This is a genomic window from Streptococcus hyointestinalis, from assembly GCF_041225505.1.
GTDB classification, from domain to species: Bacteria; Bacillota; Bacilli; order Lactobacillales; family Streptococcaceae; genus Streptococcus; species Streptococcus hyointestinalis_B.
Window position 1 is genome coordinate 1 of record NZ_JBCLSK010000008.1, and the last position, 14,643, is coordinate 14,643.

Consider the following 14,643-nt stretch of genomic DNA (forward strand, 5'->3'; position numbering starts at 1 on the left):
GTGGTGATTACAATTATATCTCTCTGAGGTGTTTTTTCATACTTTTAAGTGGCTAACTTCATTTTAGAACTTTTAATCAAAATAGCAGGACTTACTTTTTTCACTTATATCAGCAAAAAGATTGCAATTTCAGCGAAATAAGTATATAATATGAATTGTTGAAAGGACTTGCATAACCAGTCAAGTTAATCTTTTCACATTGTCTGAGAGCTTGTCTCTCTTAAAAATATTATTTAATTGATTTTCATAAGGAGGAAATCACTAATGGTAGTTAAAGTTGGTATTAACGGTTTCGGTCGTATCGGTCGTCTTGCTTTCCGTCGTATCCAAAACGTTGAAGGTGTTGAAGTAACTCGTATCAACGACCTTACAGATCCAGCAATGCTTGCACACTTGTTGAAATACGATACAACTCAAGGTCGTTTCGACGGTACTGTTGAAGTTAAAGAAGGTGGATTCGAAGTTAACGGTAAATTCGTTAAAGTTTCTGCTGAACGTGATCCAGAACAAATCGACTGGGCAACTGACGGTGTAGAAATCGTTCTTGAAGCTACAGGTTTCTTTGCTTCTAAAGAAAAAGCTGAAAAACATTTGCACGCAAACGGTGCTAAAAAAGTTGTTATTACAGCACCAGGTGGTAACGATGTTAAAACTATCGTTTTCAACACTAACCACGACATCCTTGATGGTACTGAAACAGTAATCTCAGGTGCTTCATGTACTACAAACTGTCTTGCACCAATGGCTAAAGCTTTGAACGATGCATTTGGTATCAAACAAGGTTTGATGACTACTATCCACGCTTACACTGGTGACCAAATGACTCTTGACGGTCCACACCGTGGTGGTGACCTTCGTCGTGCACGTGCTGCTGCAGAAAACATCGTACCTAACTCAACAGGTGCTGCTAAAGCTATCGGTCTTGTTATCCCAGAATTGAACGGTAAACTTGACGGTGCTGCACAACGTGTTCCTGTTCCATCTGGATCAGTTACTGAATTGGTAGCAGTTCTTGACAAAGAAGTTACTGCTGAAGAAGTGAATGCAGCTATGAAAGCAGCTTCAAACGAATCTTACGGTTACAACGAAGACCAAATCGTATCTTCTGATATCGTTGGTATTTCATACGGTTCATTGTTTGACGCTACTCAAACTAAAGTTCAAACAGTTGACGGACACCAATTGGTTAAAGTTGTTTCATGGTACGACAACGAAATGTCATACACTTCACAACTTGTTCGTACACTTGAATACTTCGCAAAAATCGCTAAATAATTTTTGCTAGTAGCAGAAGCCAGAGATTTTCTCTGGTTTCTTTTTTTATTCTATATTCTTTTTAGAAACTTTGTGAAAAATATGGTATAATAAAACGGTAGAAAAAATTATAAGGAGTCTTTACTAATGGCTAAATTAACTGTTAAAGACGTGGATTTGAAAGGTAAAAAAGTCCTCGTTCGTGTTGACTTTAACGTTCCTTTGAAAGATGGCGTTATTACTAACGATAACCGTATCACAGCTGCTCTTCCAACAATCAAATACATTGTTGAGCATGGTGGACGTGCTATTCTTTTCTCACACCTTGGACGTGTTAAAGAAGAAGCAGACAAAGAAGGTAAATCTTTGGCGCCTGTAGCTGCTGACTTGTCAGAAAAGCTTGGCCAAGAAGTTATCTTCCCAGGTGTTACACGTGGTGAAAAATTAGAAGCTGCTATCGCTGACATGAAAGATGGCGACGTTCTTCTTGTTGAAAACACTCGTTTTGAAGATGTTGATGGCAAGAAAGAATCTAAGAACGACCCAGAACTTGGTAAATACTGGGCAAGCCTTGGTGATGGTATCTTTGTTAACGACGCATTTGGTACAGCTCACCGTGCACACGCTTCAAACGTAGGTATCTCAGCTAACGTTGACAAAGCAGTGGCTGGTTTCCTTCTTGAAAACGAAATTGCATACATCAAAGAAGCTGTTGAAAACCCAGTTCGTCCATTTATCGCTATCCTTGGTGGTTCAAAAGTTTCAGACAAGATTGGTGTTATCGAAAACTTACTTGAAAAAGCTGATAAAGTCCTTATCGGTGGTGGTATGACTTATACTTTCTTCAAAGCACAAGGAATCGAAATCGGTAACTCTCTTGTTGAAGAAGACAAACTTGATGTGGCTAAGTCTCTTCTTGAAAAAGCAAACGGTAAATTGATCTTGCCAGTAGACTCTAAAGAAGCAAACGCTTTTGCAGACTATACTGAAGTGAAAGATACTGAAGGTGAAGCTGTTGACCCAGGTTTCCTTGGTCTTGACATCGGTCCAAAATCAATCGCTAAATTTGACCAAGAATTGACTGGTGCTAAAACAGTTGTTTGGAATGGTCCTATGGGTGTCTTTGAAAACCCTGACTTCCAAGCTGGTACTATCGGTGTAATGGACGCTATCGTTAAACAACCAGGCGTGAAATCAATCATCGGTGGTGGTGACTCAGCTGCAGCTGCTATCAACCTTGGTCGTGCAGACAAGTTCTCATGGATCTCTACTGGTGGTGGTGCTTCTATGGAACTCCTTGAAGGTAAAGAACTTCCAGGTCTTGCTGCCCTTACAGACAAATAAAATAAGTTAAAAGAGTTGCTTAATGCAACTCTTTTTCTTGTGGGAAATAGCCTTTTTGTTTTGGTCAAGTTATGTTAGAATAGAACTAATCAAAAAGGTTAGGATTATTTATGTTAAAAAAATACAAGTTTTCTCCTGATAAGTTTCATCTAGGCATGCGGACGGTCAAGACTGGACTTGCTGTTTTTATTGTTCTGTTGGTCTTTCATCTCTTTTATTGGGAGGGCTTGCAAATTGGTGCTTTGACGGCTGTTTTTAGCTTGCGTGAAAATTTTGATAAGAGCATTCACTTTGGGGTGTCCCGTATCGTTGGTAATAGCATTGGTGGTCTTTTAGCTTTAATCTTTTTTCTCCTCAAGATTTGGTTTCACGAAGCCTTTTGGGTGACGCTCTTTTTTGTCCCAATACTAACCATGCTCTGTATCATGATCAATGTCGCTATCGACAATAAATCTGGTGTCATTGGAGCAGTAGCTGCTCTACTCATCATCACACTTTCTATTCCTACGGGCAATACCATTTTATACGTGTTTGCGAGGGTTTTTGAGACCTTCTGTGGGGTTTTTATCGCTACTTTGGTCAATACCGATGTGGACTGGTTGCGCCAGCGATTTCTCAAAAAGAAAACTAAAGAAAAATGATGTTATAAAATATAACATAAAGTCTTGACAGAATGCCATAAAGGTTTTATAATGAAGTAGTGAAAGGAGGACATCATGAAAGGTAAGGAATTACGTCGTAGTATGGCAGTTTTTTCCATAGGTGCTGTCATGAAGTTGACAGATTTATCAGCTAGGCAGATTCGTTACTATGAGGATCAGGGCTTGATTTCCCCAGAGAGAACGTCTGGAAATCGCCGCATGTTCTCATTAAATGACATGGATCGTCTGCTAGAGATCAAAGACTTTCTGGATGAGGGGCTTAATATTGCAGCAATCAAGCGGGAGTATGCTGACCGTAAGGATCGCAATTTGCAAAAGCAACAGGCTCTGACAGACGAGGACGTCAGACGTATCTTACGTGATGAACTCCAAAATCAAGGTCGCTTTGCGACTCCTTCACAAACCATTGGTAAAGGCCGCTTTTAGGCGTTAGTGCAGTAAATCTAAGGAGAGAAGATGGCAATCACAGCAGCAGACATTCGTCGTGAAGTAAAAGAAAAAAACGTAACTTTTTTGCGTTTGATGTTTTCAGATATTGCAGGAACACTTAAAAATGTTGAAATTCCAGCAACACAAGAGCAACTAGATAAGGTCTTGTCAAACAAGGCTATGTTTGACGGCTCTTCCATCGAAGGATTCGTTCGTATCAACGAATCTGACATGTACCTCTACCCTGACTTGGACACATGGACAGTCTTTCCTTGGGGTGGTGAAAATGGTGCTGTGGCAGGCCTGATTTGTGATATTTACACAGCAGAGGGTGAACCATTTGCAGGAGACCCTCGTGGAAACCTCAAATGTGCCCTTAAACACATGGAAGAAGTTGGTTTCAAATCCTTTAACCTTGGTCCAGAGCCAGAGTTTTTCCTTTTCAAATTGGATGAAAAAGGTGAGCCAACGCTTGAAGTGAACGACAGAGGTGGTTACTTTGACTTGGCACCAACTGACCTTGCGGACAACACACGTCGTGAGATTGTTAATGTCTTGACAGAAATGGGCTTTGAAGTGGAAGCGAGTCACCACGAAGTGGCTGTTGGTCAACACGAGATTGACTTTAAATATGCTGATGTTTTGAAGGCTTGTGACAATATCCAAATCTTTAAGCTGGTTGTTAAGACTATCGCTCGTAAGCATGGTTTGTATGCAACCTTCATGGCAAAACCAAAATTTGGTATCAACGGTTCAGGTATGCACTGTAACATGTCTCTCTTTGACCAAGAAGGCAACAATGCTTTTTACGATCCTGAGGATCCTCGTGGTATGCAATTGTCTGAGACGGCTTACGCTTTCTTGGGTGGTTTGATGGCGCATGCTTACAGCTTTACAGCTATCATGAACCCAACGGTTAACTCTTACAAACGTTTGGTTCCTGGCTATGAAGCTCCTGTTTACATTGCTTGGGCAGGACGTAACCGTTCACCACTTATCCGAGTACCTGCTTCTCGTGGCATGGGAACACGTCTTGAGTTGCGCTCAGTTGACCCAACGGCTAACCCATACCTAGCGCTTGCTGTTTTGCTTGAAGCTGGACTAGATGGTATTAAAAATAAAATTGAAGCGCCAGCTCCAGTTGAGTCTAACATCTACGTGATGTCACCTGCTGAGCGTAAAGCTGCTGGTGTCGTAGACCTCCCATCTACACTTCACAACGCTCTTAAAGCTCTTGAGGAAGATGAAGTGGTTAAAGCTGCACTTGGTAACCACATCACAACCAACTTCCTAGAAGCCAAACGTATCGAGTGGGCAAGCTACGCTGCCTTTGTCTCACAATGGGAAATCGATAACTATTTAGACTTGTATTAAAATACAAAAGATTGAAGCAAAGGCTTCAATCTTTTTTGTTAAACCATTTAGAGAAAGTAAAAAATAGCAAGTAATCCTTGCTATTTTTGTTTCTTCTTATTTGCTTTTTTATGTGGTTTTGAGGTCTTTTTTTGTGGTTGTGATTTATCTGGTGTCAATACCATAGGGATGATAATAGGCTCACGCTCTGTACGTTCGTAAAGGAAAGGACGTAGAGCATTGACAATGGCACCGTTGACTGATTGGATGCTGGCTTCTTTGTTTTTAAGCGCAATCCGAATGGCGTTAAAAAGAATGCGTTGGCTTTCTCTGATGAGACTTCCAGACTCACGCATGTAGATGAAACCGCGGCTGAGAATGTCAGGACCTGCTAAAATCATCTTAGATTTGAAGTCGACAGTAGCAACCGCTAGGACAACACCATCTTCTGATAAATCACGGCGATCACGCAAGACAGCAGCTCCGATATCACCGATACCATTACCATCGACGTAGATGTCTTGGGCGTTGAAATGCCCAGCACGACGTGCGCTATCCTTTGTGAGGGCAAGCACGTCACCATTTTCCATGATAAAGATATTATCCTTTGGCACACCAACGTCCTGAGCGAGGCTGGCGTGAATCTTTTGCATGCGGTACTCACCGTGAACAGGCATGAAGTATTTTGGCTTAATCAAGCGCAACATGAGTTTTTGCTCTTGCTGACCACCGTGTCCAGAGGTGTGGATGTTGTTAATCTTACCGTGGATAACCTCAACACCTGCTTCTTGGATGGTGTTGATAAGTTTGTTGACACTTGTGGTATTTCCAGGAATAGGGCTAGATGAGAAGATGACCGTGTCACCAGGCTGTAGAGAGACCTGACGGTGCATGCCGTTTGCGATACGAGCAAGGGCTGCCATCGGCTCCCCTTGGCTACCGGTACACATAATCATCACTTCGCTGGCATGGTAATTTTTAAGCTCACTTGGCTCGATGAAAGTCCCTTTTGGCACTTTGATGTAACCAAGCTCAATACCATTGACAATCGCCTTTTCCATAGAGCGTCCAAAGACAGCGATTTTACGTCCTGTCTTGACCGCAGCGTCAGCCGCTTGCTGCAAGCGGAAGATGTTTGACGCAAAAGAGGCAAAGATGATACGTCCGTGGATACCCTCGATAATTTTCATAATGGACTGTCCAACGACTTTTTCCGAATTGGTAAAGGTTGGAATCTCAGCGTTGGTTGAGTCTGATAGGAGACAGAGGACACCTTCCTCACCCAGCGCAGCCATTTTGTGCAGGTCAGCTGGCTCACCAACGGGTGTAAAGTCAAACTTGAAGTCACCTGTACAGACGATTTTTCCTTGAGGCGTGTCAATCACGATACCTAAAGGCTCTGGGATAGAGTGGGTCGTCCTAAAGAAAGTAACGCTCAAGTTTTTAAAGGTCAACTCAGTATTGGCGTTAATCTCATAGAGCTTAGCGTCACGCAAAAGCCCATGCTCTTCTAGCTTACCACGGATAAGCGCTAGCGCTAGCGGTCCAGCATAGACAGGGATATTGGCTTGCTTGAGTAAAAATGGGATACCACCGATGTGGTCCTCGTGACCGTGTGTGATGACAAGAGCCTTGATACGGTCTTGGTTTTCAACAATATATGAGTAATCAGGGATGACATAGTCAATCCCAAGGAGGTCATCTTCTGGGAATTTGATACCAGCGTCTACGATGATAATCTCATCTTGATACTCAATGCCGTAGGTGTTTTTACCGATTTCCCCTAGACCACCAATGGCGTAGACTCCGACCTCCTCTGGTTTTAAATGTATTTGTGACATATTAGAGCTCCGTTATTTGAAAAACGCCGGTTTCTTTTTCGTATTCTAAATGTTTGTCAGACAATAATTCGATAAACTCGACGTTGTAAGAAGTGTTTTCTTCGATACGTTTGCGAGCGATGATACGTCCTTCAAGTTCGCTTGAAGCATCAATGTCCAAGTAAAGGGCTTTTGTTTGCTCACGACGTGGGCTGCGGTCTTTTGACTCTTGATAAAAAACTTTGTAAATCATGTCAATCCTTTCTAATATCAAAACGGTTTATCAAGCTACTACAAATCTATCAAGCCCCAAGAGGGACTTGATAGCTATCTATAAAATAAAGAAATGGAGTAGTTGATTTCACCTTGATTCGTTGCAATTATCCCAATTATATCATAAAATAATAGAGACAATCAAGTGTAAGGGAAGTTAATCATGAAAGTTTTATCCTTTGATAGCTCTAATAAAGCTTTATCTGTCGCTATTTTGGACAATGAGTCCATGCTGGCAGAGACGACTATCAACATCAAAAAAAATCATAGCATCAGCCTCATGCCGACCATCGATTTTTTAATGGCGTCTGTAGGATTAGAGCCGCAAGATTTGGAGCGTATCGTTGTGGCAGAGGGGCCTGGATCTTATACGGGCTTACGTGTGGCTGTTGCGACTGCTAAGACGCTAGCTTATACCTTAGGTATTGAGTTAGTTGGGGTATCTAGTCTTTATGCGCTTACGGCTTGTGGGAAGGCAGATGAGCTTATCGTGCCTATCATAGATGCGAGACGTCAGCATGTCTATGCAGGCTTTTACCGCAACGGCAAAGCGCAAAGAGAAGATGCTTATCTGTCCTTTAGCGATGTGCTCTCAAGTCTACATGATGAGGAAAAAGTGCACTTTGTAGGGGAAGTTGACGCTTTTAGAGAGCAGATAGAAAAAGCTCTTCCAGAAGCGCAAATAACAGAGACTTTGCCATCAGCTGTTTTGATTGGGCGCTTAGGCACACAGCTCTCACCCGTTGATGTGGATGCCTTTGTCCCACAGTACCTGAAACGTGTCGAAGCTGAGGAAAATTGGCTCAAAGACCACACTGAATCAGAGAACACCCACTATGTCAAACGTGTATAGGGAAGAAAGAGCTAGAGCTGTCTTTGAGGTGCTTACAGACGTTTACGACAGCTCACCTTGGACTTATAAGCAGGTTCTAGCAGATATGACAAAACCTGATACGGATTACTTTTTTGTCTATGACGACAAGGCAATCGTTGGCTTTTTGTCGCTGCAGCAGTTGGTAGGTGAGTGCGAGTTAACCAATATTGCCATTAAAAAAGCCTATCAAAAAAAGGGCTATGGTAAGCTCTTGCTGGCAAAACTAGATGATGTTGCCTGTCCTATCTTTTTAGAAGTGCGTGCGTCGAATACCCGTGCACAAGCCTTGTACCAGAAGGCAGGTTTTGAGGTGATTGGCAAGCGTCGTAACTATTATCACAATCCAGTAGAAGACGCTATTATTATGAAACGATGAGGAGAAAACATGCGTAAAGATCGCTATATTTTAGCTGTTGAGAGTTCTTGTGACGAGACTAGCGTTGCGGTTATCAAAAACGATACTGAGTTGTTAAGTAACATTATCGCCAGTCAAGTGGAGAGTCACAAGCGCTTTGGTGGGGTCGTGCCTGAGGTGGCGAGTCGCCATCATGTCGAGGTCATCACCACTTGCTTTCAAGACGCTTTGAGTGAGGCTGGGCTTAGAGCTTGTGACTTGGATGCGGTTGCTGTGACCTATGGACCGGGGCTTGTGGGAGCTCTCCTTGTGGGCTTGTCAGCCGCCAAGGCTTTTGCTTGGGCAAATCATCTGCCACTGATTCCTGTCAATCACATGGCTGGACACCTCATGGCAGCAAGAGTCGAAAAAGAGCTTAGCTATCCGCTGCTAGCGCTGCTTGTAAGTGGTGGGCACACCGAGCTTGTCTATGTTGAGCGTGAGGGGGATTACAAGATTGTCGGTGAGACACGTGACGATGCGGTTGGTGAGGCTTATGACAAGGTTGGTCGCGTCATGGGGTTGACTTATCCAGCAGGACGTGAGATTGACCAGCTGGCTCATCAAGGCGTAGACAGGTATGATTTTCCACGTGCTATGCTTAAAGAAAATAATCTTGACTTTTCCTTTTCTGGGCTCAAGTCAGCCTTTATCAATCTCCATCACAATGCTGCTCAAAAAGGTGAGGAGCTCTCTAAAGAAGACTTGGCAGCTTCTTTTCAAGCAGCTGTGCTTGATATTTTGATGGCAAAAACTAAGAAAGCACTGCAGGATTATCCTGTTAAAACCTTAGTGGTTGCTGGTGGTGTCGCTGCCAATCAAGGCTTGAGAGAGCGCTTAGCGCAGGAGATGACAGACGTTGATGTTGTCATTCCTCCGCTGCGACTCTGTGGAGACAATGCTGGTATGATTGCCCTAGCAGCCGCCATCGAGTACAAGCAGGCAAATGTTGCCCCCCTTTCTATCAATGCTAAACCAAGTTTAACCTTTGAGCGCCTAGATTAAATTCAAAAGCCCTTCATATTTAGGTGAAAGGGCTTTTAGCGTGTTTACATCAGTAATACTCTATGTTATAATAGACGGAATATTCTGAGAAAGGAAAGAAATGGAAGCATTAACGTTCAGTCAAGGTGTGAAAGCCTCTCTTCCAACGGCTTTAGGCTATGTGAGTATCGGGATAGCCTGCGGTGTTGTGGGTGCCAGCTCTGGCATAAGCCCGCTTGAGATGGGGTTGATGAGTGCTCTCGTCTATGGAGGGAGTGCGCAGTTCATCATGTGCGCACTGCTTGCGGCACATGCACCGGTGTCCTCTATCGTCTTGACCGTTTTCTTGGTTAATCTGCGCAATTTTCTCATGAGCCTGCATGCGACGACGATTTTTGAGAAAGCTTCGCTACTAGACGGTATCTTTATCGGTTCTTTGATAACCGATGAGAGCTACGGGGTTCTGCTCAATACCTACACGCACCAAAAACGAATAGCGCCTATCTGGATGCACGGCAACAATGTGACGGGCTACATCACTTGGGTTCTATCTGTTTTTATCAGCACGATTTTGGGTCAATACATCCCAAATCCAGAGCAGTTTGGGCTAGACTTTGCCTTGGTTGCCATGTTTGTGGCAATCTTTGCTGCACAGTTTGAAGCTATCGTCATCACGACAACTGTCAAAAAGATTGTAGCTGTTTTAGGAGCTGTTAGCTTGTCTTACTTTGTCTTAGCCAGTCTGGTGTCTGAGTCCATGGCTGTTCTTTTAGCGACCTTGATCGGTTGTTTTGTGGGGGTGTCTTATCATGAGCGTGTCAAGTGAGGTTTTAGTCGTTATTCTCTTATCAGCAGTGGTCACGTGGTTGCCAAGAGTAGCACCCTTTTTATTGACCAAGTATCAAAAGCTGCCAGATAGCCTTATTCGTTTTCTGGATTATCTACCGATTTCCATCATCTTTGCCTTGCTGCTCTCAAGTGTCATGACCGAAAAAGTCGGGCAACTGCCTAGTCTTGATATACTGACTTTTCTAGCGGTTATTCCCACCTTGTGGGTGGCGGTTCGCTATAAAAATATCCTCTTATCCGTCCTTGTCGGCGTGCTTGCCATGGCGCTTTTGCGGTTAATAGGTTAACTTTGCAAGGAGAAGCTCGAGGGCTTTTTTTTCCTTATCTGTTAAATGGCTGAGCAGTTTATCAGACTGCTGCTGTTCATAGGCGTGGAGCTTTGGATAGATGTCTAGGCTCTTTTGTGTGGGATAGATACGCTTGATTTTCTGATTGTGAGCGTCCTTTTCAAGGGTCAAATATCCCTGCTTGACCAATTTTTGCACGGCACGAAAGCTGGTTGTTCGGTCAATTTGAATGCTATCTGCTAGCTCATTTAAAAAGAGCCCTGGTGTTTCACAGATACGGATGATGTAGATGAAGAGATTGTTATTGAGCCCCATTTCTTTAAAATAGCGATTGGAGTCCATCTGGATGGTGCGTGTAATTGCCCCTATAGTACGAATGGTTGTAAACATAAGTCCTCCTTTTTCCTTTAGTTTATCAAAAAAAGATTGCTTTTGCAATAAAATATGTTATGATATATTGTAAATACAACAAAAGGAGAGAGCCATGCTACATTTTGAAAATGACTATAATAAAGGAGCCCATCCTAAATTACTACAAGCCTTAGTTGAGACCAATAACCAAGCCCAAGCAGGCTATGGCATGGACGAGTACAGCCAACAGGCTGCGGAGAAAATCAAGCAAACCTGTGCTTGTCCGCAAGCTGAGGTAACTTTCCTAACTGGCGGCACCCAGACCAATCAAGTGGTGATTGACAGCATGCTGTCCTCTTATGAGGGGGTCATCGCAGCAGAGAGTGGGCATGTGGCGGTGCATGAGGCAGGTGCCATTGAGTTTACAGGACACAAGGTCTTGACGCTTCCGACAGAGGATGGCAAGATTGATAGCAGCCAGCTTGAGCGCTATCTGAGTGATTTTTATGCGGATGGCAATCATGAGCATATGGTCTTTCCAGGCATGGTTTACATCTCTCATCCGACAGAGTACGGCATGCTCTACAGCAAGGCTGAGCTGGAAGCTCTTTCTAAGGTGTGTCGTGCCTACTCCATTCCTCTCTTTTTGGACGGCGCACGCTTAGGCTATGGTTTAGCCAGCAAGGAGAGCGACCTTGATTTGAAGGCAATAGCAGAGCTGACAGACGTTTTTTACATCGGAGGGACAAAGCTAGGTGCTCTTATGGGAGAGGCAGTTGTCTTTACCAAGTCCAATCAGCCTAAGCACTTTACCACCATTGTCAAGCAGCACGGTGCTCTGCTAGCTAAAGGACGCCTGTGTGGTGTGCAGTTTGACGCTTTCTTTACAGATGATTTGTATTTAGAGATTGGACGTGAGACCTTGGCACTTGCCGAGCAATTAAAAGCCATCCTAAAAGAAAAAGGCTACCGCTTTTATTTGGAGTCTCCAACCAATCAACAGTTCATCATCATCGAAAACCACAAGCTAGAAAGCTTAGCTAAGCAAGTCGCCTATAGCTTTTGGGAAAAGTACGACGACAATCACACCGTCATCCGTCTAGCCGTCAGCTGGTCAACCACACAAGAGGACATTGACGCACTAAAAGCGATTTTATAAAGTCAAAAAAGCTGGGTAACCAGCTTTTTGTCTTAATAATGAACTGCTCCAGCTACCCAGCCCGTGCAAAGTGCGGATGTGATGTTAAAGCCACCTGTGTGGGCATTGATGTCTAGCACCTCGCCAGCAAAGTGAAGACCGCTCACTTTCTTACTCTCGAGCGTCTTGGTATTGATTTCCTTGAGGTCGACACCGCCCTTTGTGACAAATGATTTTGCCAGCGACATTTTCCCAGTCACTGGGATTGGCATTGCCTTGACTCTTTCGATGAGTTCTGTGATTTGGTGCTTAGGGACTTGTTTGATTTTTTGTGGAAATGGCTGTGCGATAAAGTCTGCCAAGCGCTCTGGCATGAGTGTCTTGAGGACATTTTTGATGGCCTTGTCACGATTTTCTTCAAAAAGAACAAGCAATTCATCACGAGACAGCTCTGGCAAGAGATCAAGCTCAATCACCTCACCACCAGAAACAAAACTCGACATCCTAAGAGCAGCAGGTCCAGACAGACCAAAGTGCGTAAAAAGTAAATCATGCGTGATATGATGTTTGCCACAAGACAAGGTGACATCTGTCAGCGAGATACCTTGAAGTGCCTTGTGGGGAAAGTCCGTCAGCAGTGGGCTTTCAGCCGCTTCTAGGTCTGTGACATGGAGCTTGAAGTGTCTAGCAATCTCGTAGCCAAAGCCTGTAGAGCCTGTTGAGGGATAGGACTTTCCGCCAGTTGTAACGATGAGTTTTGCTGTTGTAAAGCTATCTGTTTGTGACTTGACGTCAAAGAGACCGTCTCTTTTTTTGACGGAGACGACCTCAGTCTGTGTGAGAACTTGTCCGCCGAGCTCTGCAATTTTTTTCTCTAGTGCTTGGATGATGGTTTTGGATTTGTCAGTTTTTGGAAAAATTCTACCGTGGTCTTCTTCTTTGAGTGCAACGCCATTGTCCTCAAAAAAAGCGATAATATCATGGTTATCAAACTGAGAAAAGACGCTGTAGAGAAAGCGCCCGTTGCCTGGGATACCTGCCATCACATCTTCCAGTGTCCCGCTGTTTGTGACATTGCAGCGCCCACCGCCAGTTCCAGCTAATTTTTTACCCAGTCTGCGATTTTTCTCGATGAGTAGGGTCTTTTGCCCGTAAAAGGAAGAGGAGATGGCTGCCATCATACCAGCAGGACCGCCTCCAATGATAATAGTGTCAAAATAAGTCATAATCTTATCATAGCACAAAGCCTGTCAATTTGGTAGTTGTGGCTTGTGATATCTAGCATTCATTGACAGAATGGACGTAATGTGATACTATTTTTAAGAACGATATCACAAAAAGAGGATCGATATGGCAATAGAAAAGACAGTCAGCGAAATCGCTGAAATCTTGGGTGTCAGTCGTCAAGCGGTTAACAATCGTGTCAAGTCATTTCCAGAGGAGTTTGTCTCTAAAAATGAAAAGGGTGTGACCGTTGTCAATCGTGAAGGATTAGAAAAACTAGAAGAAATCTATAAAAAGACGATTTTTGAAGATGACCCCATCGATGAAGAAACACAAAAACGTGAGTTATTAGAAATTCTTGTTGATGAAAAAAACACAGAAATTACACGTCTCTATGAGCAACTAAAAGCAAAAGATGTTCAGCTCAACTCTAAAGATGAGCAGTTGCGTGTCAAGGATGTGCAAATTGCAGAAAAAGACAAGCAACTAGACCAGCAACAGCAGTTGACTCTAGCCGCTATGGAAGACACTAAGCGTCTGCAATTGGAGCTAGACGAGGCTAAAGCTGAGGTTGAAGAAATTCAAACCAAACAAGATGAAGAGCAAGAGACAAAAAGCGAGGTCAAAAAAGGCTTCTTTGCTCGACTTTTTGGTGGCAACGAGTAAATAGCTAAGAGGGAGGAGACTGCAACTTGCCCTCTTTTTTTGTTTTGTTAGGAGGAGAAAATGAAAGCACTAAGCAACTACATTGCCTTTGATTTGGAGTTTAATACGTTCAAGGATGTCAGTCATATCATACAGGTCTCTGCCGTTAAGTTTTGTGACCACAAGGAGGTTGACAGCTTTGACACTTATGTTTACAGCGATGTGCCCTTACAGTCCTTTATCAACGGATTGACAGGTATTACCGCTGACAAGCTACGTGATGCGCCTAAGCTGGAACAGGTGCTTGCTGACTTTAAAGCTTTTGTTGGCGATAGCCCTTTGATAGGCTATAATGCGCTAAAGAGTGATTTACCACTTCTTGACAGTTATGGGCTGGATTTGTCAAGCCAATATGCCCTTGATGTTTTTGATGAAGCTTATGAGCGTAGAAGTAGTGACTTAAATGGCATTGCCAATCTGAAGTTGCACACTGTGGCTAAGTTTTTAGAGATTGACGGCAAAAGCCATGACAGTCTAGAGGACGCTCGTATGACAGCTCTTGTCTACGAGAGATTTCTCGAGTTTGATGATAATAAAGCCTTTCTCACGCAGCAAGAATCACAAGATACGACTAATCCATTTGCCAGTCTCAGCGGTCTTTCCCATTTTTTTGATGAATAGTAAAAAATCCTCTAAGGTTAGGGCTTGCATGTGACCTAAGGTCATGAGCTATGATAGACTTACAAGATAAGAGCACTCCTA

Annotated in this window: 17 protein-coding genes; 13 read left to right on the top strand and 4 right to left on the bottom strand. The window is 43.4% G+C overall.

What is annotated here, in order from left to right; genetic code table 11:
- The first annotated feature begins 264 nt into the window (after nucleotides 1-264).
- The 5 genes from gap to glnA all read left to right on the top strand — a co-directional run bounded on the left by gap (nucleotide 265) and on the right by glnA (nucleotide 5,063).
- Complete coding sequence (gene gap, locus AALA56_RS03235) at nucleotides 265-1,275, top strand: type I glyceraldehyde-3-phosphate dehydrogenase (RefSeq protein ID WP_115271082.1); 1,011 nt, start codon at nucleotides 265-267, stop codon at nucleotides 1,273-1,275.
- Between the two features lie 126 nt (nucleotides 1,276-1,401).
- Nucleotides 1,402-2,598 carry a phosphoglycerate kinase gene (locus tag AALA56_RS03240; RefSeq protein WP_115271080.1) on the top strand — a complete coding sequence of 399 codons (1,197 nt, stop codon included), beginning with the start codon at nucleotides 1,402-1,404 and terminating at the stop codon, nucleotides 2,596-2,598.
- Nucleotides 2,599-2,708: 110 nt separating this feature from the next.
- Entirely contained in the window at nucleotides 2,709-3,239 is a 531-nt protein-coding gene (locus tag AALA56_RS03245; protein WP_369908730.1) for an FUSC family protein, read from the top strand.
- 75 nt (nucleotides 3,240-3,314) lie between these two features.
- Nucleotides 3,315-3,686: a MerR family transcriptional regulator gene (locus tag AALA56_RS03250; protein WP_115271076.1), complete on the top strand. Its 372-nt coding sequence runs from the start codon at nucleotides 3,315-3,317 to the stop codon at nucleotides 3,684-3,686.
- Between the two features lie 30 nt (nucleotides 3,687-3,716).
- Nucleotides 3,717-5,063 (top strand): type I glutamate--ammonia ligase, encoded by a 1,347-nt coding sequence (gene glnA, locus AALA56_RS03255; protein WP_369908731.1) that lies wholly within the window; start codon nucleotides 3,717-3,719, stop codon nucleotides 5,061-5,063.
- Between the two features lie 80 nt (nucleotides 5,064-5,143).
- On the opposite strand, the gene rnjA is transcribed toward glnA, so the two are convergent.
- Both rnjA and AALA56_RS03265 read right to left on the bottom strand, forming a co-directional pair.
- Nucleotides 5,144-6,883, bottom strand: coding sequence for a ribonuclease J1 (gene rnjA, locus AALA56_RS03260; protein WP_369908732.1), 1,740 nt, complete (start codon nucleotides 6,881-6,883; stop codon nucleotides 5,144-5,146).
- A gap of 1 nt (nucleotide 6,884) precedes the next feature.
- Nucleotides 6,885-7,115 carry a DNA-dependent RNA polymerase subunit epsilon gene (locus AALA56_RS03265; RefSeq protein WP_115271070.1) on the bottom strand — a complete coding sequence of 77 codons (231 nt, stop codon included), beginning with the start codon at nucleotides 7,113-7,115 and terminating at the stop codon, nucleotides 6,885-6,887.
- Nucleotides 7,116-7,295: 180 nt separating this feature from the next.
- On the opposite strand from AALA56_RS03265, the gene tsaB reads away from it, so the two are divergent.
- From tsaB to AALA56_RS03290, 5 genes are all read left to right on the top strand, one after another.
- The gene (tsaB, locus tag AALA56_RS03270; RefSeq protein WP_369908775.1) at nucleotides 7,296-7,988 is read left to right on the top strand and encodes a tRNA (adenosine(37)-N6)-threonylcarbamoyltransferase complex dimerization subunit type 1 TsaB; all 693 of its coding nucleotides are present in this window, start codon (nucleotides 7,296-7,298) and stop codon (nucleotides 7,986-7,988) included.
- Nucleotides 7,972-8,385: a ribosomal protein S18-alanine N-acetyltransferase gene (rimI, locus tag AALA56_RS03275; protein ID WP_369908733.1), complete on the top strand. Its 414-nt coding sequence runs from the start codon at nucleotides 7,972-7,974 to the stop codon at nucleotides 8,383-8,385. Before tsaB ends, rimI begins: the two co-directional genes overlap by 17 nt.
- A 9-nt stretch (nucleotides 8,386-8,394) precedes the next feature.
- Complete coding sequence (gene tsaD, locus AALA56_RS03280; RefSeq protein ID WP_369908734.1) at nucleotides 8,395-9,408, top strand: tRNA (adenosine(37)-N6)-threonylcarbamoyltransferase complex transferase subunit TsaD; 1,014 nt, start codon at nucleotides 8,395-8,397, stop codon at nucleotides 9,406-9,408.
- A gap of 100 nt (nucleotides 9,409-9,508) precedes the next feature.
- Nucleotides 9,509-10,213, top strand: a complete 705-nt coding sequence (locus tag AALA56_RS03285; RefSeq protein WP_369908735.1) for an AzlC family ABC transporter permease — start codon at nucleotides 9,509-9,511, stop codon at nucleotides 10,211-10,213.
- Complete coding sequence (locus AALA56_RS03290; RefSeq protein WP_164683795.1) at nucleotides 10,197-10,523, top strand: AzlD domain-containing protein; 327 nt, start codon at nucleotides 10,197-10,199, stop codon at nucleotides 10,521-10,523. The genes AALA56_RS03285 and AALA56_RS03290 overlap by 17 nt, the downstream gene beginning before the upstream one ends.
- Here the strand turns inward: AALA56_RS03290 and AALA56_RS03295 are convergent.
- Nucleotides 10,512-10,913: a MarR family winged helix-turn-helix transcriptional regulator gene (locus AALA56_RS03295; protein ID WP_369908736.1), complete on the bottom strand. Its 402-nt coding sequence runs from the start codon at nucleotides 10,911-10,913 to the stop codon at nucleotides 10,512-10,514. The genes AALA56_RS03290 and AALA56_RS03295 overlap by 12 nt on opposite strands.
- Nucleotides 10,914-11,007: 94 nt before the next feature.
- Here AALA56_RS03295 and AALA56_RS03300 point away from each other — a divergent pair, with 94 nt between their 5' ends.
- Nucleotides 11,008-12,033, top strand: a complete 1,026-nt coding sequence (locus tag AALA56_RS03300) for a threonine aldolase family protein (RefSeq protein ID WP_369908737.1) — start codon at nucleotides 11,008-11,010, stop codon at nucleotides 12,031-12,033.
- A 32-nt stretch (nucleotides 12,034-12,065) separates the two neighbouring features.
- Here AALA56_RS03300 and AALA56_RS03305 read toward each other — a convergent pair whose 3' ends face one another.
- Nucleotides 12,066-13,238 (bottom strand): NAD(P)/FAD-dependent oxidoreductase, encoded by a 1,173-nt coding sequence (locus AALA56_RS03305; RefSeq protein WP_369908738.1) that lies wholly within the window; start codon nucleotides 13,236-13,238, stop codon nucleotides 12,066-12,068.
- Between the two features lie 124 nt (nucleotides 13,239-13,362).
- Between AALA56_RS03305 and AALA56_RS03310 the strand changes: the two genes are divergently transcribed.
- Together AALA56_RS03310 and AALA56_RS03315 are read left to right on the top strand one after the other, a co-directional pair.
- Entirely contained in the window at nucleotides 13,363-13,902 is a 540-nt protein-coding gene (locus AALA56_RS03310) for a DUF536 domain-containing protein (RefSeq protein ID WP_369908739.1), read from the top strand.
- Between the two features lie 60 nt (nucleotides 13,903-13,962).
- Entirely contained in the window at nucleotides 13,963-14,562 is a 600-nt protein-coding gene (locus tag AALA56_RS03315) for a 3'-5' exonuclease (RefSeq protein ID WP_369908740.1), read from the top strand.
- The last annotated feature ends 81 nt before the right edge of the window (nucleotides 14,563-14,643 follow it).

Excerpts from the sequence above, each read along its gene's own strand:
- gap (WP_115271082.1), top strand. The coding sequence starts at position 265 with ATGGTAGTTAAAGTTGGTATTAACGGTTTCGGTCGTATCGGTCGTCTT.
- AALA56_RS03240 (WP_115271080.1), top strand. The coding sequence starts at position 1,402 with ATGGCTAAATTAACTGTTAAAGACGTGGATTTGAAAGGTAAAAAAGTC.
- AALA56_RS03245 (WP_369908730.1), top strand. The coding sequence starts at position 2,709 with ATGTTAAAAAAATACAAGTTTTCTCCTGATAAGTTTCATCTAGGCATG.
- AALA56_RS03250 (WP_115271076.1), top strand. The coding sequence starts at position 3,315 with ATGAAAGGTAAGGAATTACGTCGTAGTATGGCAGTTTTTTCCATAGGT.
- glnA (WP_369908731.1), top strand. The coding sequence starts at position 3,717 with ATGGCAATCACAGCAGCAGACATTCGTCGTGAAGTAAAAGAAAAAAAC.
- rnjA (WP_369908732.1), bottom strand. The coding sequence starts at position 6,883 with ATGTCACAAATACATTTAAAACCAGAGGAGGTCGGAGTCTACGCCATT.
- AALA56_RS03265 (WP_115271070.1), bottom strand. The coding sequence starts at position 7,115 with ATGATTTACAAAGTTTTTTATCAAGAGTCAAAAGACCGCAGCCCACGT.
- rimI (WP_369908733.1), top strand. The coding sequence starts at position 7,972 with ATGTCAAACGTGTATAGGGAAGAAAGAGCTAGAGCTGTCTTTGAGGTG.
- tsaD (WP_369908734.1), top strand. The coding sequence starts at position 8,395 with ATGCGTAAAGATCGCTATATTTTAGCTGTTGAGAGTTCTTGTGACGAG.
- AALA56_RS03285 (WP_369908735.1), top strand. The coding sequence starts at position 9,509 with ATGGAAGCATTAACGTTCAGTCAAGGTGTGAAAGCCTCTCTTCCAACG.
- AALA56_RS03290 (WP_164683795.1), top strand. The coding sequence starts at position 10,197 with ATGAGCGTGTCAAGTGAGGTTTTAGTCGTTATTCTCTTATCAGCAGTG.
- AALA56_RS03295 (WP_369908736.1), bottom strand. The coding sequence starts at position 10,913 with ATGTTTACAACCATTCGTACTATAGGGGCAATTACACGCACCATCCAG.
- AALA56_RS03300 (WP_369908737.1), top strand. The coding sequence starts at position 11,008 with ATGCTACATTTTGAAAATGACTATAATAAAGGAGCCCATCCTAAATTA.
- AALA56_RS03305 (WP_369908738.1), bottom strand. The coding sequence starts at position 13,238 with ATGACTTATTTTGACACTATTATCATTGGAGGCGGTCCTGCTGGTATG.
- AALA56_RS03310 (WP_369908739.1), top strand. The coding sequence starts at position 13,363 with ATGGCAATAGAAAAGACAGTCAGCGAAATCGCTGAAATCTTGGGTGTC.
- AALA56_RS03315 (WP_369908740.1), top strand. The coding sequence starts at position 13,963 with ATGAAAGCACTAAGCAACTACATTGCCTTTGATTTGGAGTTTAATACG.